26 protein-coding genes and 1 pseudogene are annotated in these 24337 nt (G+C 70.3%); 19 read left to right on the top strand and 8 right to left on the bottom strand.

Annotated features, from left to right (window positions below):
- Positions 1 to 102: 102 nt before the first annotated feature.
- The 10 genes and pseudogenes from ACFHPP_RS18190 to ACFHPP_RS18235 all read left to right on the top strand — a co-directional run bounded on the left by ACFHPP_RS18190 (position 103) and on the right by ACFHPP_RS18235 (position 6212).
- Positions 103 to 666, top strand: coding sequence for an NAD(P)H-dependent oxidoreductase (locus ACFHPP_RS18190; protein WP_437164653.1), 564 nt, complete (start codon positions 103 to 105; stop codon positions 664 to 666).
- Entirely contained in the window at positions 666 to 1085 is a 420-nt protein-coding gene (locus ACFHPP_RS18195; RefSeq protein WP_437164654.1) for a DUF6220 domain-containing protein, read from the top strand. The genes ACFHPP_RS18190 and ACFHPP_RS18195 overlap by 1 nt, the downstream gene beginning before the upstream one ends.
- Positions 1082 to 1345, top strand: a complete 264-nt coding sequence (locus ACFHPP_RS18200) for a hypothetical protein (RefSeq protein WP_437164655.1) — start codon at positions 1082 to 1084, stop codon at positions 1343 to 1345. Before ACFHPP_RS18195 ends, ACFHPP_RS18200 begins: the two co-directional genes overlap by 4 nt.
- Positions 1287 to 2039 (top strand): carotenoid oxygenase family protein, encoded by a 753-nt coding sequence (locus ACFHPP_RS18205; protein WP_437164760.1) that lies wholly within the window; start codon positions 1287 to 1289, stop codon positions 2037 to 2039. The genes ACFHPP_RS18200 and ACFHPP_RS18205 overlap by 59 nt, the downstream gene beginning before the upstream one ends.
- A gap of 97 nt (positions 2040 to 2136) precedes the next feature.
- A complete protein-coding gene (locus tag ACFHPP_RS18210; protein WP_437164656.1) occupies positions 2137 to 2535 on the top strand; it encodes a RidA family protein in 399 nt (132 codons plus the stop codon).
- Between the two features lie 30 nt (positions 2536 to 2565).
- Entirely contained in the window at positions 2566 to 2952 is a 387-nt protein-coding gene (locus tag ACFHPP_RS18215) for a sensor histidine kinase (protein WP_437164761.1), read from the top strand.
- A 347-nt stretch (positions 2953 to 3299) separates the two neighbouring features.
- Positions 3300 to 4680: pseudogene (locus ACFHPP_RS18220) on the top strand (hypothetical protein).
- A 23-nt stretch (positions 4681 to 4703) separates the two neighbouring features.
- A complete protein-coding gene (locus tag ACFHPP_RS18225; RefSeq protein ID WP_437164657.1) occupies positions 4704 to 5381 on the top strand; it encodes an AraC family transcriptional regulator N-terminal domain-containing protein in 678 nt (225 codons plus the stop codon).
- Between the two features lie 131 nt (positions 5382 to 5512).
- Complete coding sequence (locus ACFHPP_RS18230; protein ID WP_437164658.1) at positions 5513 to 5713, top strand: hypothetical protein; 201 nt, start codon at positions 5513 to 5515, stop codon at positions 5711 to 5713.
- Positions 5700 to 6212, top strand: coding sequence for a DUF4269 domain-containing protein (locus tag ACFHPP_RS18235; RefSeq protein WP_437164659.1), 513 nt, complete (start codon positions 5700 to 5702; stop codon positions 6210 to 6212). The genes ACFHPP_RS18230 and ACFHPP_RS18235 overlap by 14 nt, the downstream gene beginning before the upstream one ends.
- A gap of 359 nt (positions 6213 to 6571) precedes the next feature.
- On the opposite strand, the gene ACFHPP_RS18240 is transcribed toward ACFHPP_RS18235, so the two are convergent.
- Positions 6572 to 7477 (bottom strand): LysR substrate-binding domain-containing protein, encoded by a 906-nt coding sequence (locus tag ACFHPP_RS18240; protein ID WP_437164660.1) that lies wholly within the window; start codon positions 7475 to 7477, stop codon positions 6572 to 6574.
- A 176-nt stretch (positions 7478 to 7653) separates the two neighbouring features.
- On the opposite strand from ACFHPP_RS18240, the gene accD reads away from it, so the two are divergent.
- From accD to ACFHPP_RS18255, 3 genes are read left to right on the top strand one after another with little or no spacing between them, the layout of a single operon-like run.
- On the top strand, positions 7654 to 8583 hold the full coding sequence (gene accD / locus ACFHPP_RS18245) for an acetyl-CoA carboxylase, carboxyltransferase subunit beta (RefSeq protein ID WP_437164661.1): 930 nt from the start codon (positions 7654 to 7656) through the stop codon (positions 8581 to 8583).
- A complete protein-coding gene (locus ACFHPP_RS18250; protein ID WP_437164662.1) occupies positions 8580 to 9878 on the top strand; it encodes a bifunctional folylpolyglutamate synthase/dihydrofolate synthase in 1299 nt (432 codons plus the stop codon). Before accD ends, ACFHPP_RS18250 begins: the two co-directional genes overlap by 4 nt.
- Positions 9879 to 9926: 48 nt before the next feature.
- Positions 9927 to 11630, top strand: a complete 1704-nt coding sequence (locus tag ACFHPP_RS18255) for a solute carrier family 23 protein (protein WP_437164663.1) — start codon at positions 9927 to 9929, stop codon at positions 11628 to 11630.
- A gap of 4 nt (positions 11631 to 11634) precedes the next feature.
- Here the strand turns inward: ACFHPP_RS18255 and ACFHPP_RS18260 are convergent, their stop codons facing one another.
- Positions 11635 to 12786, bottom strand: a complete 1152-nt coding sequence (locus ACFHPP_RS18260; protein WP_437164664.1) for a PQQ-dependent sugar dehydrogenase — start codon at positions 12784 to 12786, stop codon at positions 11635 to 11637.
- Positions 12787 to 12833: 47 nt separating this feature from the next.
- Positions 12834 to 14276, bottom strand: a complete 1443-nt coding sequence (locus ACFHPP_RS18265; RefSeq protein ID WP_437164762.1) for a mannose-1-phosphate guanylyltransferase/mannose-6-phosphate isomerase — start codon at positions 14274 to 14276, stop codon at positions 12834 to 12836.
- Positions 14277 to 14463: 187 nt separating this feature from the next.
- Here ACFHPP_RS18265 and trpS point away from each other — a divergent pair, with 187 nt between their 5' ends.
- A complete protein-coding gene (trpS, locus tag ACFHPP_RS18270) occupies positions 14464 to 15465 on the top strand; it encodes a tryptophan--tRNA ligase (RefSeq protein ID WP_437164763.1) in 1002 nt (333 codons plus the stop codon).
- Between the two features lie 3 nt (positions 15466 to 15468).
- On the opposite strand, the gene ACFHPP_RS18275 is transcribed toward trpS, so the two are convergent.
- Both ACFHPP_RS18275 and ACFHPP_RS18280 read right to left on the bottom strand, forming a co-directional pair.
- Positions 15469 to 16389 (bottom strand): AEC family transporter, encoded by a 921-nt coding sequence (locus tag ACFHPP_RS18275; RefSeq protein ID WP_437164665.1) that lies wholly within the window; start codon positions 16387 to 16389, stop codon positions 15469 to 15471.
- Between the two features lie 39 nt (positions 16390 to 16428).
- Positions 16429 to 17013: a helix-turn-helix domain-containing protein gene (locus tag ACFHPP_RS18280; protein WP_437164666.1), complete on the bottom strand. Its 585-nt coding sequence runs from the start codon at positions 17011 to 17013 to the stop codon at positions 16429 to 16431.
- Positions 17014 to 17112: 99 nt separating this feature from the next.
- Between ACFHPP_RS18280 and ACFHPP_RS18285 the strand changes: the two genes are divergently transcribed.
- Complete coding sequence (locus ACFHPP_RS18285; RefSeq protein WP_437164667.1) at positions 17113 to 17328, top strand: hypothetical protein; 216 nt, start codon at positions 17113 to 17115, stop codon at positions 17326 to 17328.
- Between the two features lie 177 nt (positions 17329 to 17505).
- Here the strand turns inward: ACFHPP_RS18285 and ACFHPP_RS18290 are convergent, their stop codons facing one another.
- From ACFHPP_RS18290 to ACFHPP_RS18300, 3 genes are all read right to left on the bottom strand, one after another.
- A complete protein-coding gene (locus tag ACFHPP_RS18290; RefSeq protein ID WP_437164668.1) occupies positions 17506 to 18000 on the bottom strand; it encodes a hypothetical protein in 495 nt (164 codons plus the stop codon).
- Positions 18001 to 18052: 52 nt separating this feature from the next.
- Entirely contained in the window at positions 18053 to 18787 is a 735-nt protein-coding gene (locus ACFHPP_RS18295; RefSeq protein ID WP_437164669.1) for a bactofilin family protein, read from the bottom strand.
- Between the two features lie 192 nt (positions 18788 to 18979).
- Positions 18980 to 19678 carry an EI24 domain-containing protein gene (locus ACFHPP_RS18300; protein ID WP_437164670.1) on the bottom strand — a complete coding sequence of 233 codons (699 nt, stop codon included), beginning with the start codon at positions 19676 to 19678 and terminating at the stop codon, positions 18980 to 18982.
- Positions 19679 to 19765: 87 nt separating this feature from the next.
- Between ACFHPP_RS18300 and ACFHPP_RS18305 the strand changes: the two genes are divergently transcribed.
- From ACFHPP_RS18305 to ACFHPP_RS18320, 4 genes are all read left to right on the top strand, one after another.
- On the top strand, positions 19766 to 20767 hold the full coding sequence (locus ACFHPP_RS18305) for an adenosine kinase (RefSeq protein ID WP_437164671.1): 1002 nt from the start codon (positions 19766 to 19768) through the stop codon (positions 20765 to 20767).
- Between the two features lie 64 nt (positions 20768 to 20831).
- Positions 20832 to 21404 carry a hypothetical protein gene (locus ACFHPP_RS18310; protein ID WP_437164672.1) on the top strand — a complete coding sequence of 191 codons (573 nt, stop codon included), beginning with the start codon at positions 20832 to 20834 and terminating at the stop codon, positions 21402 to 21404.
- A gap of 241 nt (positions 21405 to 21645) precedes the next feature.
- Positions 21646 to 23475: a translational GTPase TypA gene (gene typA, locus ACFHPP_RS18315; RefSeq protein WP_437164673.1), complete on the top strand. Its 1830-nt coding sequence runs from the start codon at positions 21646 to 21648 to the stop codon at positions 23473 to 23475.
- Between the two features lie 183 nt (positions 23476 to 23658).
- Positions 23659 to 24297 carry a calcium-binding protein gene (locus ACFHPP_RS18320; protein ID WP_437164674.1) on the top strand — a complete coding sequence of 213 codons (639 nt, stop codon included), beginning with the start codon at positions 23659 to 23661 and terminating at the stop codon, positions 24295 to 24297.
- Positions 24298 to 24337: the final 40 nt, after the last annotated feature.

A 24337-nucleotide genomic window follows, 5' to 3' on the forward strand; every position in this document is an offset into this window, starting at 1 on the left:
ATCGGAAGGATTCTTCTGGCGGGGTCATTGTCCGCTCTGCCCGCATCGGACGAACCCGAACCGATCCTTTGCGGCCAGATCCAAAGAGTTGAACCGCCGCATATGACCTTGATCCTCCTCTTTCACCCCGACCCGCCTCGGTCCCGCGTCAATGCGGCGCTGGCGAGCGCCGCCAGCGGCCTGCGCGATGTCCGGATCGCCGACATGACCGCCCTCTACCCGCAGGGCATCGAAATGGATCGCGATGGCGAACGCGAAGCAGCCAGGCTTCTCGCCGCCGAGCGCATCGTCCTTCAGTTCCCGATGCAGTGGTACTCGACCCCCGCAGTGATGAAGGACTGGCAGGACAAGGTGCTCACCCGGATGGCCTATATCCACCCGGATACGGAGGGCGCCGGTCTGTCCGGAACGCCCGTCATGATCGTGGTGACAATGGGCGCCGCCGCGGCCACCTATCGGCGGGAAGGGCGCAACCGCTTTACGGTTGCCGAGCTTCTCGCGCCGCTCCGCGCCACCATGAACCGTTGTGCGATGGACTGGCGGGACACGTTCCTCCTGCACGGTACCGCCTGCATGGACGCGGCGGCTCTTGCGGATGCCGGGCGGAACTATCGCGACGCGCTTTCCCGCTTTGCGGCGTCGCCCAGCGTTGCGGGGGCCGCGTGATGAAGCAGGTCCACGACACCCTGCGCGACCTCGAGCGCGGCACGCCATTGTGGTTCACCGCAAGCGGCTGGCTCATGCCCGCCGGGATCCTGGCTCAGTTCCTCCTGGCCGGACAAGCGCTGTTCGGAGGAAGCGATTTCTCCTCGCATGCCATGCTCGGCTCGCTTCTCGCGCTCCCCGTCCTGGTGCTGCTTCTCGGCGTACTCGCCGTGCGTCGTCTGCGCGGCTTCGGCTGGTGGGCGGGATTTCTCGCCGTCCTCACGCTCGTACAGTTCGTGCTGGCCGGCGGGGGTGGCTCGCCGCTCCTTGTCAATCATCTCTTCAACGGTGCGCTCGTGCTCATCGCAAGCCTCGTCCTTCTGGCAAAGATCGAGCGCCGCCGCGCGTACGTCCGGGCGACGAAAGGATCAATCCGATGAACGCCACCCGCCGCGACGTCCTGCGCATGGCAAGCGGCCTTGCAGCAGCCACCGTCGCATCATCCATCCTCACCTTCGAGGCGCCGGCCGCGAGTGGGCCCGTGGACCGCGACAGGCTGCCCGCCTTCATGACCGGCCATTTCACGCCGGTCATGGACGAGACGACGAGCTTCGCGCTTCGCGATCACGAAGGACCATGTCATCTGGTTCGATGGCTCGCTCGTCCTCAACCTCCGGAACGGTCTCGCGTTTCCCTATGAATTCGACCGCGGCTATCGCGGGCGCATCGGTGTCATGAAGCGTGATCGTTCCGGAGGTGAACCGCCGGTCTGGATCGACGTCGATCCGCACGTCTCCATGCATCTCGCGAACTCCTGGGAGGATGAGGGTGGCCGGATCGTCATTGAGGGCCCCTTCATGGACGAGCCTTCGTGGGGGTCGGCCAGCGACTTCATCAATGGGTCTGCGCCGCATGGTGCGATGCCGGTCGGTGGTTGCTACCGCTCGCGCTGGACGATCGATCCGGCGCGGCGCACGGCCCGCAATGAGATCATGGACGACCTCGTCACCGAGTTCCCGACGATGAACCTGGCCTACACGGGGCGTGAGAGCCGTTACTCGTACGCGTGCTCGTTCCCCGGGGGAAGCACGCAGACCTGTGGTATTGCCAAATACGATCTCTCAACCGGAGAGCGCCAGCATCTCCCCTTGCTGATGGGCGTCTACGCCGGCAAGCCGTGCTTCGCGGCCGACCCGACGGGCGGGGGCGAGGATCCTGGTTGGCTCCTCACCTACGTCACCGATCTGCGGACGCGACAAGCCGAACTCTGGATTCTCGATGCCACGCGGATAGCAGCGGGACCGGTCGCCGCGATCGAGATCCCCGCCTGGGTTCCCGCCGGGTCCATGGTTCATGGCTCGCAGAACGCAAGACCTAGGATCAGAACCCACTGATTGCGCCAGACGCGACACATGCGGCGAGCGTGATGGCTACGAGGAAGGCTTGACCCTTCGAGCGCGCACATCCAACCAACGACGATGGAGCAATCTCATGACGCAACGCCAAGCCTTCTTTCCACCCGACCGCCATGCCCTCTACGAGAAGCATCGCTACTCGGCCGCAGTCCGATCGGGCGACCTGCTGTTCGTATCAGGCCAGGTCGGCAGCCGCGACGATGGCAGTCCCGAGCCCGACTTCGAGCACCAGGTGCAGCGCGCCTTCGCGAACCTCCGGGCGGCGCTCGGATCGGCCGGATGCGGCTTCGATGACGTCCTCGACGTGACCAGCTTTCACACCGACCCGCAGGCGCAGATCGAGACAGTGCTGAAAGTGAAGAACCAGCATTTCCCCGAACCACCACACCCGGCTTGGACCGCGATCGGCACCACCTGGATCGCCGGCTTCGATTTCGAAATCAAGGTGATCGCGCGCGTTCCGGTCACTCCGTGACGATGCGTGACCTGCCCGCATCGCGCTGCCGTGCCTTGCTGTCCAGGCGCAACCTGCCGTGAAGATGCGGCGGCGCTGGAGCGTGGATTGATGAACCTGCTGCGCAACGCCATGGATCACGGTGGGCAGCATGTCGTCCTGCGCGGCATCGGCAGGACGCTCGAAGTCGAGGAGGACGGGCCGGGCATTCTACCCAAGGAGCGCAAGCGCGTCTTCAAGCCGTTCTGCAGGTTGCGGCTGCAATCCAAGGGCAGCGGCCTGGGTCTCAATCGCGTGGCCGAGGTCGTTGCCCAGCATGATGGCCGGGTGGCGATCCGTTCCGCTCCGGCGGGCGGGACCATCGCGCAGGGCGAACTGGGCGTTGTCCGCTGTGGCGCATCCAAAACGGCCGCTTTCAATGCGCAGTGCAGGATCTGACAGCCCGCGTTTTTCGCCGGTACGGCGGGACGCTCCATGTTCACGCAACCTTCGGGAGGGAGAAGGGCGGCGATTCAGGCTGACCGAGGCGCGGTTCGACCGCGGCGTCGTGCGGCCGTGGGAAACTCAACGAAGCGAAGGCAGATGCAATGCTTGGAAGTTCCTCCCTCCAGACCGCGGCCGGCGTCGGTGATCGCGCGCATCCCGGTCAGTCCGTGACAATGCAGGACCTTCCCGCATCGCGCCGCCGTGCCTTGCTGTCCGGCATGCTCGGCACCGCCCTCGTCACCGCGCTGTCACGCCCTTCTCCCATTCGCATGGCCCAGGGCCAGACAGTGGAGGCCGCCATGCCCGCGATCAGCTATCCGCACACGCGGCGCAGCGATGTCGTGGAGGAGCGTTTCGGCCACCGGATTGCCGACCCCTACCGCTGGCTCGAGAACGACGCGCGCCGCGACCGCGAGGTGGCCGCCTGGATGGCCGCCCAGGACCGCACCGCCCGTGCCTATCTGGCAACGCTGCCCGCCCGCGCGTCGTTCCACGCGCGGCTGACCAGCCTGTTCGATCACGAGCGGCTCAGCGCGCCGCAGCAGCGGGGCGGACGCTACTTCTTCACGCGGAACGCCGGACTTGAGAACCAGGCCGTGCTCATCATGCGTGAGGGGGCGGACGGGCCTGATCATGTGCTGATCGACCCCAATGCGTGGTCGAGCGACGGCACGACCGCGCTCGCGGAATGGTCACCCTCCGATGACGGCAGGCTTGTCGCTTTCGGGGTGCAGGAGTCCGGCAGCGACTGGCGCACGATCCGCGTGCTCGATGTCGCGACCGGCGCGTTGCTGGAGGACGAGATCGCCCGGGCGCGGTTCACGACCATCGCCTGGACGAAGCTCAGGCATCTTCTACTCAGGTTTTCCCGCTCCCGCCGACAATACCCCATCCGCGGCGCCGGTATGCGGTCATGCCGTTTATTTTCATGCGCTCGGAACAGCGCAGGCAAACGACCGCGTCGTCCATGCGACGCCCGACCATCCGCACCTGGTGCACGTCGTGACATGGACCGACGATGGCCGCCACGCGGCGATCTTCTCGTCCCCCGGGTCGAACGGAAGCACACCCACGATCGTCGATCTCACGCGCCCCGGCTGGCCGTCGCGCACGCTCGTTCCGAATTTCGATCACTTCTGGGTCGTGATCGGGTGCATCGGCACGACTGTCATCCTGGCCACGCAGCAAGGTGCCGCGCGCAGCAGGATCGTCACTTTTGATCTGGCTGCCGCCGATGCGGATTTCGTGGAGCTTGTCCCCGAGCAGGACGGCACGCTGAGCGATGCGGTCTTGCTCGGCGGCCGGCTCGTGGTCTCCTACATGGTGGATGCAAAGACCGAAGTGAGACCGTATCGGCTCGACGGCACGCCCGACGGTGCGGTGGCGCTGCCCGGCATCGGCACCGCCGGCGGGTTCCGCGGCCGCCTTGCCGACAACGAGGCGTTCTTCACCTTCACCAGCTTCAATTCACCGACCACGATCCACCGCTACGACGTTTCCGCCAACGTCAGCACGATATGGGCGAAGGCTGAAGTTGCCATAGACCCGCGCATCGTCGTGGATCAGCGCTTCTACGCCTCGAAGGACGGCACGCGGGTGCCGATGTTCCTCCTCCGCCGCGCCGACATCACCGGCCCGGCGCCGACCATGCTGCATGTCTATGGCGGCTATGGGATCTGATCGCGTCGGTGGGCCTGCCAGTCATGGGATCGGTGATCGAGGCGAGCGTGGAGCGGCCCTATCTCTGTCTGCGTCTCGACCTCGACATGACGGCGCTCGGAGAGTTCGCGATCCGCTATCCCGCAACCCGCCTCGAGGCGGAGCGCCTTCCTGTTGGGATTGCGCTGAACCGGACGACGCCCGCGCTGCTCGACGCCGCGACCCGGCTCGTGGGCCTGCTGGACACGCCGGACGACATTGAGGCGCTTGCGCCGCTGACAATCCGCGAAATCCTCTATCGCCTTCTGGCCGGCGACAGAGGCGCCACGATCCGGCAGATGGCGCACGCCGACAGCCGCCTCAACCAGATTGCCCGCGCCATCGTCTGGATCAGAACGCATTTTCGGGAGGCCTGTCCGATCGAGAAATTGGCCGAGATGGCGGGTATGAGCCGCTCCACCTTCCACGCCCATTTCAAAGCGATCACGTCGATGAGTCCGCTTGAGTTCCGTACGCATCTGCGTATGCATGAGGCGCAGCGGCTCATAGTCGGCGATGCCATGGACGCCGCAAGCGCGGGCTTCAGCGTCGGATACGGCAGCCCTTCGCAATTCAGTCGCGACTACACCCGCATCTTTGGGATGCCCCCGGCCAGGCACGCTGGCCGACTGCGCAGCATCGTCGAAGCCCGGTCCGAATCACAGGAGTTGGCTTCGGTCTAGAAGCACCTTCGATGCGAGCCGGCGGGGCTGGAGGGGCGGGTTGATTCGTAATTCGACCGGGTTGCGACACTCTGGACGGACCACGCGATGTGGACCCGGCCAGTGTGGGCAGATCCGAGGAGGTGGCGGAGGTGATCCTGGCCGCCGTCAGCGATGGCACCAACCGTTTGCGCCATGTCGCGACCGAGGGCATCCAGGCCCGGGTCGCGGCGCGCCGCGAAACCTTCGAGGAAGCGTGTATCGCCCTCATGCAACGCGAGGTGGGACTTGGCAGAGACGCGGGCGCGGATGGGTGCGCGGCTACCATGGCAGGAGGTCTTGCGGTACCTTGATCCGGCGCGGCGGCTCGATACCTTCGATCCGCGGGTCGCCGGCACGCCAGCGCTCGGGCTCGACCTGCCAGGCAGCGACCTCGACATCCTCTGCCACGCGCCGGATTCCGATGCGTTCCTCGCAGTGGTCTGGCCGCTGTGCTCCGGCTGGCCGGAGTTCGCGTTGTGGCAATGGCGCGGCACATACCGCCCGCTGGTGGCGCGCTTCCAGGCCAGCGGCTGGGATATCGAGATCTTCGCCGCCGCCGAACCGGTCGAACAGCAGATGGCCTGGCGGCATGCTCGCATCGAGGCCAGGCTGCTGCGGATTGGCGGCACGGCGCTGCGAGATCGCGTGATGGATCGGCGGCGGCAGGGCATGAAGACCGAGCCCGCCTTCGCGGCGGTGCTGGGGCTTGAGGGAGACCCGTATCGCGCGCTGCTCGCATGCGAGGCTTGGGACGACGACGCGCTGCGGCGGCTGGTCGAAAGCGGGGCGCAGGCGCCAGGCCGGCGATGACGCGCCGATACGAATCACGCCGGCGGTCGGACGCCAAGGCAGGCGGGGTGATCGGACAACACCGTGGCTCGCAGCCGAGCGGTGGAGACCTGCCTTTCGTCCTGCGCAGCGCGCGATGCACCCAGCGTCTGCGCAGCCTCATGGCCACGGCGCTTGAGCGCCCACCGCCCAGAGAAGGTTGGAATCCGGTTGCCACTGCTGCGGGCGAAGGGATTCGAACCCTCGACCCAACCTTGGCAGGAGCAGAGACTCTATTGGATGCGAGTTCGGTGAAGGGGGCTCCACGCTCCCTGCACCCTCCCGCCGAGGGGCAGTAGCCCCCCGCGAGCCACCCGCGCCGACCACGCCCGCCAAGGACCCTAGACCTCGCCGTCCGCCGCGGCTTCGGCGAACCGGCTCAGGCGGGTGCGGACCAGGGTGGTGATGGCGTCGAGGGTGGTGCGGCGGGGGAAGGTGGCGCGGAAGGTCAGGTTGATCTGGCGACCGGTGTTGTTGGTCAGCGGGCGGAGGGTGATGCCGGCGTCGCGGGCGACCCCAGCGGCGAGGCCGGGGATGAGGGTGGTGCCGTAGCCGGCGGCGACCATGTTCATCAGGGTTGCCAGGCTGGAGGCGCGCAGCGCCCCGGCGCGGAGGCCGGGTTGGCCGCAGGCGGCCAGGGCCTGGTCGCGCAGGCAGTGTCCGTCGGCCAGCACCAGCACGTCGGGGGCCAGGTCTTCCTCGCGGATGCGGTCCTGCGCGGCCAGGCGGTGGTCGGGCGGCAGGGCGGCGAGGAAGGGTTCGGTGAACAGCTCGTGGGATTCGAGCTCGGGTGTCTCCGGTGCGGTGGCGAGCAGGGCGGCGTCGAGGTCGTGGGTGCGCAGGCGGTCGAGCAGCGCGGTGGTGACGTCCTCCCAGGGTTCCACCACCAGGTCGGGCAGCGCGTCGCGCAGCGGGCCGAAGACCAGCGGCAGCAGGTAGGGGGCGAGGGTCGGGATGATGCCGAGGCGGAGCCGGCCGCGCAGCGGGTCGCGGGAGGCCTGGGCCAGCGCCAGCATGGCGTCCGCGGCGTCCACCGCGGCGCGGGCATGGGCGAGGAGGGCTTCGCCGGCGGGGGTGGCGGCGACGGATTTGTTGGTGCGTTCGAACAGCACCACGCCGAGTTCCTCCTCCAGCTTGCGGAGCTGGGTGGAGAGCGTGGGCTGGCTGATGTGGCAAAGCTCGGCGGCGCGGCCGAAGTGCCGGTGCTCCGCGACGGCGAGCGCGTAGCGCAGGTCGCGCAGGTTCATCGCGGCGTTTCCCCCTGGTGCGTCTTGTTTCGATCACCCTAGCAGGGTTTTCCCCAGCCGCATGATATATCTGGTCTATCGATGCGGTTGACGGAGCTTCGGCCCGGCCCTTGCGCCGCGGCCCCTGTTGCCCCTACCTCCGGTCGGTTTGCGGCGGTGCGTGAGGGTTTCGAGCCATGAATTGGATCAGCGACTGGGCGCTGCCGAAGGTGAAGGCGCTGTTCGGCCAGCCGCGGGAGGTGCCGGACAACCTCTGGCACAAATGCCCGGCCTGCGAGCAGATGATCTTCCACCGCGACCTGGAGCGGAACCTGCATGTCTGCACCCATTGCGGCCACCACATGCGGCTGTCCGCCGCCGGCCGGGTGAAGGCGACGCTGGACGAGGGCTGGTCGCGGATCGAGCTGCCGAAGGTGCCGACCGACCCGTTGCGCTTCCGCGACCAGCGCAAGTACGCGGACCGGTTGAAGGAGGCGCAGCAGAAGGCCGGCATGGACGATGCCGTGCTGGTGGCGCAGGGCAACATCCTCGGCCGCCGTGCCGTGGTGGCGGCCTTCGAATTCAGCTTCATGGCAGGATCCATGGGCGCGGCCGTCGGCGAAGCGCTGGTGACGGCCGGAAAACTCGCCGTGCTGCAGGACAGCCCGCTGATCGTCTTCACGGCCTCCGGTGGCGCCCGCATGCAGGAAGGCGCGGTCAGCCTGATGCAGATGCCGCGCACCGTCATCGCGACGCGCATGGTGAAGGAGGCCGGCCTGCCCTTCATCGTGGTGCTGTGCGACCCGACCACGGGCGGCGTCACCGCCAGCTTCGCCATGCTCGGCGACATCCAGATCGCCGAGCCCAACGCGCTGATCGGCTTCGCCGGCGCCCGCGTCATCGAGCAGACGGTGCGGGAGAAGCTGCCGGAGGGATTCCAGCGGGCGGAGTACCTGCTGGAGCACGGCATCCTCGACATGGTGGTGAAGCGCCACGACATGCGGGATACGCTGGCGCGCACCATCTCCCTGCTGCGGGAGCCGACGCTGCCGGAGGCGCCGGTGGAGGAGCTGGTCGCCCTGCCGGCACCGGAACCCGTGGAAGCCGAGGTCGTGAAGCCGGCGTGAGCACGACCACCTCGCGCAGCGAGGCGATCATCGACCGGCTGCATGCGCTGCACCCGAAGCTGATCGACCTCACCCTCGGCCGCCTGCAACGCTGCCTGGCGGCGCTCGATCACCCCGAACGGCGGCTGCCGCCGGTGGTGCATGTCGCCGGCACCAACGGCAAGGGCAGCACCTGCGCCTTCCTCCGCGCCATCGCGGAAGCCGCGGGGCTGCGCGTACATGTCTACACCAGCCCGCACCTGGTCCGCTTCCACGAGCGCATCCGGCTGGCAGGCAGCCTGGTGACCGAGGACGCGCTGGCCGCGGCGCTGGAGCATGTCGAAGGGGTGAATGCCGGCGCGCCGATCACGGTGTTCGAGGTCACCACCGCCGTCGCCCTGCATCTTTTTGCGAGCGTCCCGGCGGACCTGCTGGTGCTGGAGGTCGGCCTCGGCGGGCGGTTCGACGCGACCAACGTGGTGGACCGGCCGGCGGCGACCGCGATCGCCAGCATCTCCATGGACCACATGGATTTCCTCGGCGATTCGCTGGCCGGGATCGCCGGCGAGAAGGCCGGCATCATCAAGCCCAGCGTGCCCTGCGCCACCGGCACGCAGCCGCCGGAGGCACTTTCGGTCATTGCCGCGGAGGCTGCCTTGCATGGCGCGCCCCTGCTGGCGCGCGGCCGGGACTGGGATGTGGCACGGCATCCGGACGGCGCGCTGACCTACCGCGACACGGCCGGCCGCATCGACCTGCCGCCGCCCGGCCTCGCGGGGCCGCACCAGGCGGACAATGCCGGCATCGCGATCGCCGCGTTGCGCGCCTGGAACCCGCCCTGGCTGACCGAGGCCGCGATCCGCACCGGCATCGCCCGCGCCAACTGGCCCGCGCGCATGCAGCGACTGACGGGCGAACTGGCCAGGATGCTGCCCGAGGGGTGGGAGCTGTGGCTGGATGGCGGCCACAATGCCGGGGCCGGCATTGCGGTCGGTTGGCACATCCGGGCAAGCTTCGCCGACCGGGCGCTGCATGTGCTGGTCGGCATGAAGGCCGGCAAGCAGGTGCCGCAATTCCTCGCCCCGATCATCCCGGCCGCGACCAGCCTCTGGGCGGTGGCGGAGCCGGGCCAGCACCTGGCGATGCCGGTCGAGGGCATCGTCGCCGCCAGCGGCGGCGCGGCGCGGGCCGGCGGCACGGTGGAACAGGCGCTGGCGGCGCTGCCACGGGAGGGCCAGCCCGCGCGGGTGCTGGTCTGCGGCAGCCTGTACCTGGCGGGCGAGGTTCTCAAGCGGGATGGTTCTCCCCTGGCGTAAGCCGGCACATTGCTGCATGCAGTTCGCAACCGGCGCGTGCAGGATACAATGAGCATCGAAACAGGTTCGGGTCCGCGCTGGCCCCTGCACAGTGCGCCGCCACCCGGCGTGCTGTGGCCGGCGGCGTTGCAGCATGTCGGGCTCGGCTCCGTCACGCTGGTCTTCCCGCTGCTGGTCGCCGACACGGCGGGGCTCGATGGCGCGACGGTCTCCGGCTACCTGTCGCTGGCCATGCTGGCGCTGGGCATCGCCACGCTGTTGCAGGCCTGGGGCCGGCACGGCATCGGCTCCGGCTACCTCCTGCCGGCGGTGTTCACCGCCATCTACCTGCCGCCCAGCTTCTTCGCGGCGCAGCAGGGCGGCATCGCCGCCGTGTCGGCCCTGACCATGGTGGCGGGGACGACGCAGATCCTGCTGTCCTTCGCCGTGCGCCGCCTGCGGCCCTGGCTGCCGACGGAGCTGGTGGGCCTGGTGGTGCTGATGATCGGCATCGGGCTCGGCCTGCTGGCGCTGCGGCTGATGCTCGGCTTCGGGCCGGGGCTGGACCGCGGCACGGACGACCGGCCGGCGACCGCCGTGGCCCTGGCCGTCATCATCGGCCTCAGCGTCTGGGGCGGGCCACGGCTGCGGCCGGTGGCGGTGCTGGCCGGGCTGGTGCTGGGTTTTGGCACGCATGCGGGGCGGGTGATGCTGGCGGGCGGGACGCTGCTCCCCGTGCCGGTGGCCTGGCAGCTCCCCGCCTGGCCGCTGGCCGTGCCGAGCCTGGAATGGGCGCTGGTGCCGGGCTTCGCGATGGGGGCGCTGGCCTGCCTGGTGCGGGTCTGCGGCGACGTGGTGGCCTGCCAGAGGGCGAACGACCCGGCCTGGCGCCGCCCTGACTTCGGGCCGATGCGGGCCGGCGCGCTGGCGGATGGGATCGGCACCTTCATCGCGGGCGGACTCGGCCTGCCGGGGACCAACAGCTACACGGCCAGCGTCGGGCTTTCGATCGCCACCGGGGTCGCGGCACGCCGGGTTGCCCTGGCGGTGGGGGCGCTGTGGATCGTCCTGGCGCTGGTGCCGGGCTCGGCGGCGGTGGTGCTGGCGGTGCCGCGCGGCGTGCTGGGCGCGGCGCTGTTCTTCGCCGCGGCCTTCATCGTCACCACCGGCATGGGCATCGTCACGCAGCGGCTGATGGATGCGCGGCGCACGCTGGTGGTGGGCGCCGCGCTGGTCATCGGCCTGTCCTACGACGCGGCGCCGCAGATCTTCTCCGGCATGCCGGCCGGGCTGCGTCTGCTGGTTTCCTCCTCCCTCGTGCTGGCGATGGTGGCGGCGCTGCTGCTGGTCGCCGCCTTCCGCATCGGCACGGCCCGCCAGCGCCGCCTGGCCTGGCAGCCGGCGGAGGGCGCGGAGGCGTTGCAGGCCTTTGCCCGCCAATCCGGCGCCGAATGGGGCGCGCGGGCGGAGGTGGTGGCGCGGCTGGAGGCGGCGCTGGAGGAAGTCGCCGCCGCCCTGCCCGGGGTCCTGGCGCCGCGCGCGACGCTGGAGCTATCGGCCCGCTTCGACGAATACAACCTCGATGCCGTGCTGCGCTGGTCGGGCGAGGCGTTGCTGCCGGCCGATGGGGCCCCGCCCAGCCTGGAGGAGCCGGAGGATGCAGCGCTCGCCGCCCGCCTCGCCGCGCTGATGCTGCGCCGGTCGGCGGACCGGGTGGCGGAGGCGGTGCTGCCTGATGGCCGGCACGAGCTGCGGCTGCACTACGACCACTGAATTGCTATTGCGGCGCCAGCCGCAGGATGCGGCCGCTGGCCTCGTCGGTCAGCACCAGCACCGCGCCATCCTGCGCCACCAGCACATCCCGCATGCGGATGCGGCGGTCGAACAGCAGGCGTTCCTCGGCCACCACGCGGTCGCCCTCCGTCGTCAGCCGCACCAGCCCCGGCGCGTTCAGCGCGGCCACGAACAGGCTCCGCTGCCAGCCGGGAAACGCCTGGCCGTCGTAGAAGGCGATGCCGGAGGGGCTGACCACCGGGGTCCAGACATGGATCGGGTCCACCATGCCAGGTGCCGACTTGCGGTCGCTGATCTGCGTGCCGCTGTAGTTCACGCCATGCGTCACGACAGGCCAGCCGTAATTGGCACCCGGGCGGATGATGTTGATCTCGTCGCCGCCGCGCGGCCCATATTCCGAGGACCACAGGCTGCCGGTCCAGGGGTTGAAGGCCAGCCCCTGCGGATGCCGATGGCCGTAGGAGAACACCTCCGCCCGCGCTCCGGCCTGGCTGGCGAACGGATTGTCCTGCTGCGGCCGGCCTTCGCGGTCCACCCGCAGAATCTTGCCGGCGAGGTCGTCCAGGCGCTGGGCGCGCATGCGGTCCACGTTGCGGTCGCCGGTGGACAGGAACAGGCGGCCATCCGGCCCGAAGGCGATGCGGCAGCCATAATGCTGGCGGCCGGAGGATTGCGCCGGCGTCGCGTCCAGCAGCGGCGTCACCGCCTCCAGCGCCGTGCCGTCCGCGGCCAGGCGGGCGCGCACCAGCCGGGTCAGCGCGCCGCCCTGCACCAGCATCGCCTGGCAGAGAAAGACTTCCCGGGTCCGGTCGAAATCCGGCGCCACGGCCACGTCCAGCAGCCCGCCCTGGCTTGCCGCCTCGACCTCCGGCACGCCGCGCAGGGGGGCGGAGACCGCGCCGTCGCGCCCGACCAGCCGCAGCCGGCCGACGCGTTCCGTCACCAGCAGCCTTCCGTCCGGCAGCAATGCCGCGCCCCAGGGCCGTTCCAGGCCGGTGGCGAAGGTCGTCAGCCGGAAGCTCTCGCGTTCCGAGCGGACCACCTCCCCCTCCTGCGCGCGGGCGGGGGATAGTCCCAGCAGGGGCAGCAGGGCGAGGGCGAGGCCCAGGGTGCGTCGAGATGTGCGTCGGGTCATGCGCTCCATCTGGGTCGCCCGTCGCCGGGTGCCAGATGGACGCTGGTTCACGTCCTGCCGTAGGTGTCTTCCAGGCGGACGATGTCGTCCTCGCCGAGGTAGGAGCCGGCCTGCACCTCGATCAGGGTCAGCGGGATCATGCCGGGGTTCTCCAGCCGGTGCACGCAGCCGAGCGGCATGTACACGCTCTCGTTCTCCCGCAGCAGGATGCGCTCCCCATCCCGCTCGACGATGGCGGTGCCGGCCACCACCACCCAATGCTCCGCCCGGTGGTAGTGCTTCTGCAGGCTCAGCTTGCTGCCGGGCCGCACCGTGATGCGCTTGACCTGGAACCGCTCGCCCAGCGCCACGCCCTCATAGGCGCCCCAGGGGCGGTAGACGCGGCGGTGTTCCGTCGCCTCCTTGTGGCGCGCCGCCTTCAGCTGCTCCACCATCTTCTTGACGTCCTGCGCGCGGTCCCGGTGGCAGGCCAGCACCGCGTCGTCCGTCACCACCAGCACCACGTCCTCCAGCCCCACCACGGCGGTCAGGATGCCCTCCGACCGCACGTAGCAGCGCCGCGCACCGAGCAGCGCGGTGGGGCCGGTGGTCGCGTTGCCCTCGGCATCCTTCGGCGCGATCTCCCACAGCGAGGACCAGCTGCCGACATCGGACCAGCCGGGCTCGCAGGGCACCACGGCGGCAAGCCCCGTGCGCTCCATCACCGCCGTGTCGATCGACACCGACGGCGCGGCGGCGAAGCCGGCCCCGAGGCGGACGAAGCCGAGATCCCGCGTGCCCTCCGCCACCGCATGCCGCGCCGCCGCCAGCACCTCCGGCGCATGCGCCTGCAATTCCGCCAGAAGCGTGCCGGCGGTGGCGACGAACATGCCGCTGTTCCACAAATGCCGGCCGCCGGCGAGGAAGGCGCCCGCGGTGGCCGCATCCGGCTTCTCGACGAAGCGGGCGATCTCCCTCGCGCCCTCGGCGCCGGCGAGCGGGCCGCCGGCCTCGATGTAGCCATAGCCGGTCTCGGGCGCGGTCGGGCGGATGCCGAAGGTGGCGATGCGGCCGGTGCGGGCGGCCGCGGCGGCGATGGCCAGCGCGCGCAGCAGCGCCGGCACGTCCTGCACGGCGGCGTCGGCGGCCATGATCCACAGCACGGCGTCCGGCTGTTCCTCGCCGACCAGCACGGCGGCGGCGGCGATGGCGGCGGCGCTGTTGCGCGCCTCCGGCTCCAGGATGATGCGCGGATCGGCGATGCCGGCCTCGCGCAGCTGCTCGGCCACCAGGAAGCGATGCGCCTCCCCGCTCACCACCACCGGCGGGGCGAAGCCGGGGCCGCGGGCGCGCTCGGCGGCGTCCTGCAGCATCGTGCGGGGCGTTTCGCCCGTCGAGACGAGTGGCCAGAACTGCTTCGGATACCCCTCCCGCGATAGCGGCCACAACCGGCTGCCGGTGCCGCCGCACAGGATCACGGGGACGATGGGGTCGGTCGGAAGGGGAGGGATCACGGGCGGGTCCAGAACGAAATGAGCGGCGGGATCGGCCGGCACAGGAACCGGCCGTGTAGGATACTAAAGCGCAAGCGTGGCGCAGGTATGTCGCAGCGTTGCGCGCAAGGAAAGGGTGCGCCGCCTTGACGTCGCCGGCGGTCCCGGCACAAGGGTGCCGGACCTTGCAGATTGGCCTGACCCGATGACCCGCGTCTTCTCCGGCATCCAGCCCTCCGGCGTGCCGACCCTCGGCAACTACCTCGGCGCCATCCGCAACTGGGTGCCGATGCAGGACACGCATGAGACGATCTTCTGCGTCGTCGACCTGCACGCCATCACCGTCTGGCAGGACCCGAAGGAGCTTGCGCGGCAGACGCGGGAGATGGCGGCGGCGCTGATCGCCTGCGGGCTGGACCCGAACCGCTGCACGCTGTTCATCCAGTCCCACGTCCATGCCCATGCGCGGCTGGCGTGGATCTTCAACTGCGTCGCCCGGCTCGGCTGGCTGAACCGGATGACGCAGTTCAAGGACAAGGCCGGCAAGGACCGCGAGGCCGCCAGCGCCGGGCTGTATGTCTACCCGAACCTGATGGCCGCCGACATCCTGACCTACCACGCGACCCAGGTGCCGGTGGGCGACGACCAGCGCCAGCACCTGGAACTGGCCAACGACATCGCCCAGAAGTTCAACCACGACTACGAGGTCGATTTCTTCCCGAAGATCGAGCCGCTGATCCAGGGCGTCGCCGCGCGGGTGATGTCGTTGCGCGACGGCACCAGGAAGATGTCGAAGTCGGATGCCTCCGACCAGTCGCGCATCAACCTGACCGACGAACACGACAGCATCGCCCTGAAGATCCGCAAGGCGCGGACGGATGCGGAGCCGCTGCCGGAGCATGTCTCGGGCCTGGAGGGCCGGGCCGAGGCACGCAACCTGGTCGGCATCCTGGCCGCCATCACCGGCACGCTGCCGGAGAACGTGCTGCGGGAGCACAGCGGCAAGGGCTTCGGCGCCTTCAAGGAAGTGCTGGTGGCCGCCCTGATCGGCCACCTCGACCCGATCCGGCGCGAGATGTCGCGGCTGCTGGACGACCCGGCGGCGCTCGATGCGCAGCTTCGCCTCGGCGCCGACCGGGCCGAGGCGATCGCCGCGCCGATCTGCGCGCGGGCGGAGGAGATCGTCGGGTTCCTGCCGCGGCGGTAGCCGCTACATCCGGGTACTGAGGAACCACACCCAGATCGGCAGCGTCACCACGGACAGCACGTGCTCGCTGGTGGTGATGGAGGCCATCAGCGGCGCGTCGCCGCCCATGGCGCGCGCCATCACGTAGCTCGTCGCCGCCGTGGGCAGCGCCATCAGCATCACGCAGATGGCGGTGGGCAACGGGCCGAGCCCCACCGCCATCGCGATGCCGAGCGTCGCCAGCGGCATCAGCACCAGCTTCAGCAGCGCGGTCAGCCCCTGCACCAGCGGCCGGTCGCCCAAGCCCCGCAGCGTCAGCGCCGCGCCGACGCACAGCAGCCCGAGCGCCACCGAGGCCTGGCCCAGTGCGCGCACCATCGGCGACAGCCCGGCCGGCAGCCCGCCCGCCAGCGATACCGCGAAGCCGAGCGCGCAGGCGAGGATCAGCGGGTTCAGCAGCACCTGGCGCAGCAGCCGCACGGGCCGGATGCGTCCCGCGGCCCCCACGGCGAAGGCGATGGTGGAAATCGTTTGCACCATCGGCACGATCAGCCCGGTGCAGATGGCGCACAGCGCGATGCCGGCCGGGCCCCAGATGGCGCCGGCGATGGCGAAGCCCATCAGGTTGTTGAAGCGGATGCCGCCCTGCAGGATGGAGGTCATCGCCGGATGACCCGCATTCAGCACACGGGCCAGCAGCAGCGATACCGCTGTGCCGGCCAGCAGCGCGCCCCAGATGGCGCCGGCCAGCCCGCCCACCGGCAGATCCGCCAGCCGCATCCCGGACAGGGCGTTGACGATCAGGCTGGGCAGCAGCACCCAGAAGACCAGTCTCTCGATCCCCGCCCAGATCGCATCGTCCCGCAGCAGCTTCTGCCGCAGCAGCGCGCCGAGGCCGAGCAGGCCGAAGACCGGCACGAAGGCATCGAGCCAGGCCGACATCATGGGGAGGAATACGCCATCCCGCGCATCCTGGCCGCCAAATCAGCGCCGCGCCACCACCACCACGTAGTGGCAGGGCTGCGTCGCGGAGGGGTTTTCGTAGGCGCAGTCCGCGGGCGGGCCGAGCGCCAGGCAGTCGCCGGGTGCCAGGTCATGCGTCACCGCGCCCTCATGGAACCGCAGCGCACCCTCCAGCAGCCAGATGCACTGGCCGCGCAGCAGTGCGTAGGAGGCCGCCGGGTAGGGCACCCGCGCGCCCGGCGGCAGTTCGACCCGCACCACCTCCGGCTCCGCACCGGGCGGGGAGACCATGCGGCGCAGGTAGCCCGAGCCCGGGTCGCGCCACAGCGCCTGGTCGGCCCGCCGGGCGATGACGCCACCACCCGGCGCCGCCTCGGCGCGGGCCAGCAGCGCCGAAAGGGTCAGGCCGAAGGGTCCCGACAGGCGGCCGAGCAGGGCGGCGGTGGGGCTGGCCTCCGCGCGTTCCACCTTGGAGATCATGGCGCGGGAGACGCCGGAGCGTTCGGCCAGTTCGGCGATGGTCCAGCCCCGCGCCTCCCGTTCCGCCCGCAGGCGGGCGGCCAAGCGGGCAGCGGCGGCATCCGGCGCTTCGGCTTCGTCTTGCATGATGGATTTCTGTCTATCATAGTTTCCGTGGATCGACCACGGAGGCCGGATGTTCGCCCGACGACGCCATCCCTCGGCACCTGATGCTCCGCGTGCCGCATGAGCGCGCCGCCCGGACACAATGGCGGCCCGCCGCTGGAAGACCCTGACCCGGAGGAAGGCTGGCGGCTGCATTGCTGGCGCCGCGCCCGCAAGGCCGCCTGGAAGACTCCGGGCCGGGAGATCGTGCTGCGCCGCCTGGCGCGGGCCGAGGCGCTGGGCATGAGCTACCGCGACTACACGCGGGAGATCCTGGAACGCGGGCGGTATCTCTAGCAGGCTGCGGAAAAAGCCCTCTCCACCCGCAGGGGGGAGAGGGTTGGGGTGAGGGGGGCGTGAAGATTGTGAGCTCGTTCAGACGCTTGCACGTCCCCCTCACCCAACTGTCGGCATCTATGCCGACCTGCCCTAGGAAGTGGGGGAGAGGGCATTTCGCCGAATTTCCGCAGCCTGTCAGGTCGCGGGCGCGCTGCCGCGGGCGATGTCGCGCAGGCAGGCGGTCTCGCCGCGCCGCGCCGTGCCGACCGCGCGGGCCGCCGCGAAGGCGACGCGCAGGCCACCTCCGGCTCCGGCGGGTGCCTCGTCCCGGTAGAAGACCAGGTCCAGGTGGCATTGCTCCGCCTGGTAGTGCCAGATCTCGGCACTGCCTTCCTCCCGCCGCAGCCGCGGTTCACCGAACCAGGCGGTGACGGCGGCGGGGCCGTGGCCGACAACCTGGCCGGCCATGGCGGGCAGGCTGCCGCCGGGTTGTGCGACGGGCGGATTTCCCACCGCCGGTCGCGCCGCCGAACCTTCCCCACCCGCCGCCGCCGGGTGCGGCGAGATGCCGGACAGGCTGGCCTGGTGCGAGGCCAGGGCCTCCTGCAGCAGAAGCGCCGGATCAGCCGGGTCCTGCGTCGCGCAGGCGGCCAGCAGGCTCAGCGGCAGCAGGAGGACGCGGCAGCGCATGTGGTGGTGCAGCAGGCGGCGCCGGCGGGGTGCCGGGCGCCGCGCGGCCGCATCAGCCCTCGGCGTAGGCGCGCGGCGCCGGGCCGGGGGCGACCTGGGCGTCGCCGAGCATCTCCATCTTGCCCGAGATCTGGCCGCCATCCTCGACCATCAGGCGGCGGCAGCGCGCCACGCCGATGACGCGGCCGGTCCCGCGGATGACCAGCTGGCCGCGCGCGGTCAGGGTGCCATCGAAGGTGCCGGCGATCTCGGCATCCTCCACCTGGACCTCGCCCTTGAAGACGCCGGTCTGGCTGATGGAGAGCTCCGTCGCCTGGATCATCTGGCTCTCGACCGTGCCCTCGACCACCAGGCGCTCGGCATCGGCCACCGTGCCCTGCAGGCTGATGCCGCGCCCGACCACCAGGGTGCGACGCTCCGGCGCCGTCGGGCGCGGGGTCGGCATGGTCGGCGCGCCGGGCATCGGGCCCTGGGGGTTGCCCATCGGATTGCCCATCGGGTTGCCCATGGGACCGCCCATCTGACCACCCATCTGGGGCGGCCGCGGCGGGATGGCGGTGCCGGCGGGCGGCGTCGGCATGGTCGGCGTGGGCGGCTTCGGGGCGAGGCTCATGGTGGAGGCATCCCTGGTGGGTCGGAGAAAGGTGGCGCCGGGATCGGGGTCGCGGCTGGTGGGCACGATGACGGATCTGGCGTCCGAGCCGGGCTCGTGCCGCAGGTCGGTCTGAGGTTCCGCGCTGGGCGCGTCGGGTCGTTCCTCGCGGCGACGGCCGAAGACATTCATCATCGTCCCCCTTCAAAGGCCCCTGCAACGTTCCATGCGCCCCTGCAACGCATGGCGGGCGCCATGGCGCCCCGTCCGGCTGCATCGGCTAACACGTGCGTGGGCGCGGAGACAACGGCGCGCAGGATGCGTTTCGCTGAATCAGCCTTTCCCCAAGGTCAGGAAATGCCGGCCGGAAAGTTCCGGGCGCGGCGTTCAGGCGGCCTTGGCGGGGCGGTTCAGCAGGTGCGTCATCGCCGCCGTGCCCAGCACGGGCACCAGCAGGTTCAGCACCGGCACCGCCGCCAGCAGCGCCAGCGCGCCGCCCAGCGTCCAGATCTCGCCACGGCGGCGCTGGCGCAGCGCCTCCGCCGCGTCGCGGCCCATGCGGCGCAGCGCGACACCTTCGAACAGCCCCTCGCCCAGCCCGATCGCCGCCACGGCCCAAAGCCCGAGCACGCCGATGATGGGCAGCAGCAGCGACAGCGGCAGCAGGATCAGCGTCAGCCCGACCATCTTCGCCGCCAGGATGCCGGCGCTCCAGGCCTGGGTGACGGTGCTGGCGCCGCTGGCGGGCGGCAAGGTCGGGTAGTGCCGCCGCTCCACCGCCTCCGCCACGCCGTCCAGGAAGATGCCGGACACCGCCAGCAGCAGCGGGATGAACAGCCAGTAGGCCGCCACCGCCACCAGCACGGCCCCGGCCGCCGCGGCGGCGGTGGCGAACCAGCCCTCGCCGCCCGCCACGGCGCCGAGCGCCCAGCCGGACAGCAGCGCCAGCCCGACCAGCCCCAGCAGCGCCCCCAGCGCGCCAAGCAGCAGGGGCCGGCGGAAGGCCGGGTCGGGGATCTGGCGCAGGGCCAGCAGCAGGGCGTTGAGCATGAGCCGGCAGATGGGCCGGCCGAGGGTGCCGGCCAAGCCGGCTCGCCCAACCGTCAGATGGGGTAGCGGTCCTGACGTCCTTCCGGCACTTTCCGCGCCGAAACGCAGCAAGGCCCGCATCGCATGACATCCTCCGCACCCGGCACCAGCCCGGCCAGCCTCGATCTCCTCGGCATCGGCAATGCCATCGTCGACGTGCTGGCCCGTGCCGAGGACGGATTCCTGGCGGCGCAGGGCATGGCCAAGGGCGGCATGGCGCTGATCGACACCGCGTCGGCCGAGCGCATCTACGCCGCCATGGGTCCGGGCATCGAGGGCAGCGGCGGGTCGGGCGCCAATACCTGCGCGGTGGCGGCGGCGCTGGGTGCGCGCGTCGGCTTCCTCGGCAAGGTCGCGGCGGATGAGCTGGGCCGGGTCTTCGCCCACGACATCCGCGCCGCCGGCGTGCGCTTCCCGACCGCGCCGCTCGAAGGCGGGGCGCCGACCGCGCGCTGCCTGATCCTGGTGACGCCGGATGGCCAGCGCACCATGAACACCTTCCTCGGCGCCTGCGTCACCTTCGGGCCCGACGACGTGGACGAGGCGGAGGTCGCCAGCGCCGCCGTCACCTACCTGGAGGGCTACCTGTTCGACCCGCCCGCCGCGCAGGCCGCCTTCTACAAGGCGGCGAAGGCAGCCCACGCCGCCGGCCGCAAGGTGGCGCTGACGCTGTCCGACCCGTTCTGCGTCGGCCGCCACCGCGCCGCCTTCCGCGCCTTCGTCCAGGACGAGGCCGACATCCTGTTCGCCAACGAGGCCGAGTTGCTGTCGCTGTACGAGACCGAGGATTTCGACGCCGCCGTGGCGCAGGTCCGGACGGAAGTTGCGCTGGCCGCCATCACGCGGTCCGAGAAGGGCAGCCTGGTGGTCGCCGGCGGCGAATCCTGGCCCGTCGGCGCGGTGCCGACGCAGGTGGTGGACACCACCGGCGCCGGCGACGCCTATGCCGCCGGCTTCCTGGCCGCGCTCGCCCGGGGCAAGCCGATGGCGGAATGCGGCCGCTGGGGCTCGGTCGCGGCAGCGGAGGCGATCAGCCATTTCGGGGCCCGCCCGCAGGCCGACCTGAAGTCGCTGGTCGCCGCCTGACGCCACGCGCCTGAAACCAGGGCGGGTGCAGGGCGTTGAGGGGGTTCGAACCGGAGGACCCGCCATGCGCCTACGCCACGCCCTGTTGCTGGCCGCCGCCCTGCCGGTGCTGGCCAGCCCCGCCCTGCTGCCGCGGGAGGCCAGGGGGGAGACCCGGGCGCAGCCGGCCTACGGCGCCGATCGCGACGGGGCCGAATCGCTCCTGCGCCTGGCGCGGGAAGCCGTGGCCGCAGGCAATGCCGGCCGGGCGCGGGAGTATCTGGAGCAGGCGGAGACCCGCGTCCTGACCCGCTCCGTCATCGCCACCCGTGCCGGCGAGCCCGCACAGGGCGGTGCGGTCGGCGCGATCTCGGCTGCACGCCAGGCGGTGGACCGGCGCGACCGCGCGGCGGCCTATCGCCACATCGACCAGGCGATGGACCGGCTGCGGCAACCTGCCCCGACGGCCTCCGACCTGCCGCGCTCCAAGACGGAGGACATGGGCGCTGCCGGCACCGCGCCGGTGGTTCCCGGCGAAACCCTGGGCGGTGGCACGCCGCGGGTGATCGGGCCGTCGCCGGCGCCGATGTTCACGCCTGGGCCGATGCCCGCGCCCAGCCTGCCCGGATACGGCAGCCCGGGTCCGACCTTGCGCTGAGCCCCCCCTGGATGAGCCCTGCCGTGCCGGCAGGGCTGCCTCCTGCCTCATGACGGGCCCGGTCATGCGGTTCTTGCTCGCTTTTTGGCGCCCGCACCCTTATGTGTGCGCCGCATCAATGCCAATGGCCCAGCGAAGTGCCTGGATGACCTCACGGTCAGTCCCGGGGGCGGCGGGGGTCGGCGCGAAGGTCTCTGCTCGAATCCTTCGCTAAACTCTTTGCCCGGATCCGGATCACCCCATGGAACTTCGCAACGTCGCGATCATCGCCCACGTCGACCACGGCAAGACCACGCTCGTCGACAACCTCCTGAAGCAGGCGGGCGCCTTCCGCGCCAACCAGCAGGTCGCCGAGCGGGCGATGGACCGCAACGACCTGGAGCGCGAACGCGGCATCACCATCCTTGCCAAATCCACCGCGGTGGAATGGAAGGGCGTGAAGATCAACATCGTCGACACCCCCGGCCACGCCGATTTCGGCGGCGAGGTCGAGCGCATCCTCTCGATGGTCGATGGCGCGGTCGTCCTCGTCGATGCGGCCGAAGGCGTGCTGCCACAAACGAAATTCGTGCTGACCAAGGCGCTGGCCCGCGGCATCCGCCCGATGGTCGTCGTCAACAAGGTGGACCGCCAGGACGCGCGCCCGGACGAAGTCCACAACGAGATGTTCGACCTGTTCGCGGCGCTGGGCGCCGATGACAACCAGCTCGACTTCCCGATGCTTTTTGCGAGTGGCCGCCAAGGTTGGGCCGATGCCACGATGGACGGTCCGAAGAAGGACCTGTCGGCGCTGTTCGACCTGATCCTGGCGCATGTGCCGGCGCCGGGCCTCGACCCCAGCCTGCCCTTCGCCATGAACGCCGCGATCCTGGAGGCCGATAACTTCCTCGGCCGCATCCTGACCGGCCGCATCGAGCAGGGCACCGCCCGGCTCAACATGCCGGTGAAGGTGCTGCGCCGCGACGGCTCCGTGGTGGAGACCGGGCGGCTCACCAAGCTGATGACCTTCAGCGGCCTGGACCGCGTGGTGGTGGACACCGCCTATGCCGGCGACATCATCGCCATCGCGGGCCTGGGCAACGGCACCATCCCGGACACCATCTGCGACCCCTCCGTCGCCGAGCCGCTGCCGGCCATCCCGGTCGATCCGCCGACGCTCGCCATGACTTTCCGCATCAATGACGGCCCGTTGGGCGGCCGCGAGGGGAAGAAGGTCACCTCCCGCCAGATCCGCGACCGCCTGATGAAGGAGGCCGAGGGCAACGTCGCCATCACCGTGAAGGTCTCCGAGGAAGTCGACGCCTTCGAGGTCGCCGGCCGCGGCGAGTTGCAGCTCGGCGTGCTGATCGAGCAGATGCGCCGCGAGGGCTTCGAGCTGACGATCGGCCGCCCGCGCGTGCTGACGCGCGAGAACCCGGAGACCGGCGAGAAGGAAGAGCCGTTCGAGGAATGCCTGGTCGACGTGGACGAGGAATACTCGGGCGTCGTCGTGCAGAAGCTGTCCCTGCGGAAGGGCCAGATGCAGGACATGCGGCCGTCGGGTGGCGGCAAGCAGCGCCTCACCTTCCACATCCCGTCGCGCGGCCTGATCGGCTACCACGGCGAGTTCCTGACCGACACGCGCGGCACCGGCATCATGAACCGCATCTTCGCGGGCTATGAGCCCTGGGCCGGGCCGATCGAGGGGCGCCGCAACGGCTCCCTGATCTCGAACTCCGATGGCGAGGCGATCCAGTATTCGCTGTTCTCGCTGCAGGAGCGTGGCACGCTCTTCGTCGATCCGGGCGTGAAGGTCTATGTCGGGCTGATCCTCGGCGAGCATTCGCGCGACAACGACCTCGACGTGAACCCGATCAAGGAAAAGAAGCTTACCAACATCCGCGCCGCCGGCAAGGACGAGGCGCTGCTGCTGGTGCCGCCGCGCCGGATGAGCCTGGAGCAGGCTATCGCCTACATCGAAGATGACGAGCTGGTGGAAGTCACCCCCGCCGCCATCCGCCTGCGCAAGCGCTACCTCGACCCGCATGAGCGCAAGAAGCATGCGCGCCGGTCGGAGAGCGAAGCGGCGTAAGCCGTTCGCTCCAGCGAACTTTGTCGACCATGAACCAGCGGCGCCCACTCGGCGCCGCTTTTTTCATGTCGGGGTCATGACAACGGCAGCGCCTATCGGATTGAGAGGCAAGCCAAACGTTTCGTCGTCGGTCTTTTTCGCCTAGCCTTCGGTCATCGGGACACGCAACAGAAGGAGGCTCCGATGGGCAGCACACCGAAGGCGATCGACGGCGAGGACCTGGCGAAGGTGGTGGGGGGCAACTTCACCGACCGCTACGGCACCGATGGCGCCGATACCATCACTGGCACCGACGGCATGGACAAGGTCTTCGCCGGCGGCGGCAACGACCACATCTCGACCCACGGCGGCAATGACGAGATCCATGCCGGCGCGGGCAACGACTTCGTCAACGCCGGAGCCGGCAACGACAAGGTGTTCGGCGGCGACGGCAACGACACCATCCAGGGTCGCGCGGGCTCGGACGAGCTGCATGGCGAGGCCGGCGACGACGCGATGGATGGCGGCTACCGCGACGGCGCGGCCGACAAGGCCTTCGGCGGCGAAGGCAACGACAGCTACATCTGGTCGCCCGGCGACGGCAACGACGAGTTCCATGGCGGCAACGGCCAGGACACGCTGCTCCTGCATGGCGTGAACCTCGAGACCTTCCAGAACGCCGTGCAGCTCTACAACCCGAACCTGCAGATGCTGCTGGCCTCGGACGGGACGATGAGCTTCACCGACCAGACCGGCACGCAGGTGTCCTTCAGCGGGCAGATCACCATCGGCCACGAGACGATGAAGTTCTTCGATGTGGAACGCATCAAGATCAACTTCTGACCCTTCGCGACGTGCGGAACAGGGGGCGGTGCCGGCAACG

Origin of the sequence: Falsiroseomonas sp. E2-1-a20 (genome assembly GCF_051433195.1) — a bacterium.
GTDB lineage: Bacteria > Pseudomonadota > Alphaproteobacteria > Acetobacterales > Acetobacteraceae > Falsiroseomonas.

Bases quoted from the DNA above. Each gene is read 5' to 3' on its own strand.
- ACFHPP_RS18310 (WP_437164672.1), top strand. From the start codon at position 20,832: ATGCGCCTACGCCACGCCCTGTTGCTGGCCGCCGCCCTGCCGGTGCTG.
- ACFHPP_RS18195 (WP_437164654.1), top strand. From the start codon at position 666: ATGAAGCAGGTCCACGACACCCTGCGCGACCTCGAGCGCGGCACGCCA.
- ACFHPP_RS18190 (WP_437164653.1), top strand. From the start codon at position 103: ATGACCTTGATCCTCCTCTTTCACCCCGACCCGCCTCGGTCCCGCGTC.
- ACFHPP_RS18255 (WP_437164663.1), top strand. From the start codon at position 9,927: ATGAGCATCGAAACAGGTTCGGGTCCGCGCTGGCCCCTGCACAGTGCG.
- ACFHPP_RS18295 (WP_437164669.1), bottom strand. From the start codon at position 18,787: ATGATGAATGTCTTCGGCCGTCGCCGCGAGGAACGACCCGACGCGCCC.
- ACFHPP_RS18275 (WP_437164665.1), bottom strand. From the start codon at position 16,389: ATGATGTCGGCCTGGCTCGATGCCTTCGTGCCGGTCTTCGGCCTGCTC.
- ACFHPP_RS18260 (WP_437164664.1), bottom strand. From the start codon at position 12,786: ATGACCCGACGCACATCTCGACGCACCCTGGGCCTCGCCCTCGCCCTG.
- ACFHPP_RS18285 (WP_437164667.1), top strand. From the start codon at position 17,113: ATGAGCGCGCCGCCCGGACACAATGGCGGCCCGCCGCTGGAAGACCCT.
- ACFHPP_RS18240 (WP_437164660.1), bottom strand. From the start codon at position 7,477: ATGAACCTGCGCGACCTGCGCTACGCGCTCGCCGTCGCGGAGCACCGG.
- ACFHPP_RS18200 (WP_437164655.1), top strand. From the start codon at position 1,082: ATGAACGCCACCCGCCGCGACGTCCTGCGCATGGCAAGCGGCCTTGCA.
- accD (WP_437164661.1), top strand. From the start codon at position 7,654: ATGAATTGGATCAGCGACTGGGCGCTGCCGAAGGTGAAGGCGCTGTTC.
- ACFHPP_RS18290 (WP_437164668.1), bottom strand. From the start codon at position 18,000: ATGCGCTGCCGCGTCCTCCTGCTGCCGCTGAGCCTGCTGGCCGCCTGC.
- ACFHPP_RS18320 (WP_437164674.1), top strand. From the start codon at position 23,659: ATGGGCAGCACACCGAAGGCGATCGACGGCGAGGACCTGGCGAAGGTG.
- trpS (WP_437164763.1), top strand. From the start codon at position 14,464: ATGACCCGCGTCTTCTCCGGCATCCAGCCCTCCGGCGTGCCGACCCTC.
- ACFHPP_RS18225 (WP_437164657.1), top strand. From the start codon at position 4,704: ATGGGATCGGTGATCGAGGCGAGCGTGGAGCGGCCCTATCTCTGTCTG.
- ACFHPP_RS18210 (WP_437164656.1), top strand. From the start codon at position 2,137: ATGACGCAACGCCAAGCCTTCTTTCCACCCGACCGCCATGCCCTCTAC.
- ACFHPP_RS18305 (WP_437164671.1), top strand. From the start codon at position 19,766: ATGACATCCTCCGCACCCGGCACCAGCCCGGCCAGCCTCGATCTCCTC.
- ACFHPP_RS18280 (WP_437164666.1), bottom strand. From the start codon at position 17,013: ATGCAAGACGAAGCCGAAGCGCCGGATGCCGCCGCTGCCCGCTTGGCC.
- typA (WP_437164673.1), top strand. From the start codon at position 21,646: ATGGAACTTCGCAACGTCGCGATCATCGCCCACGTCGACCACGGCAAG.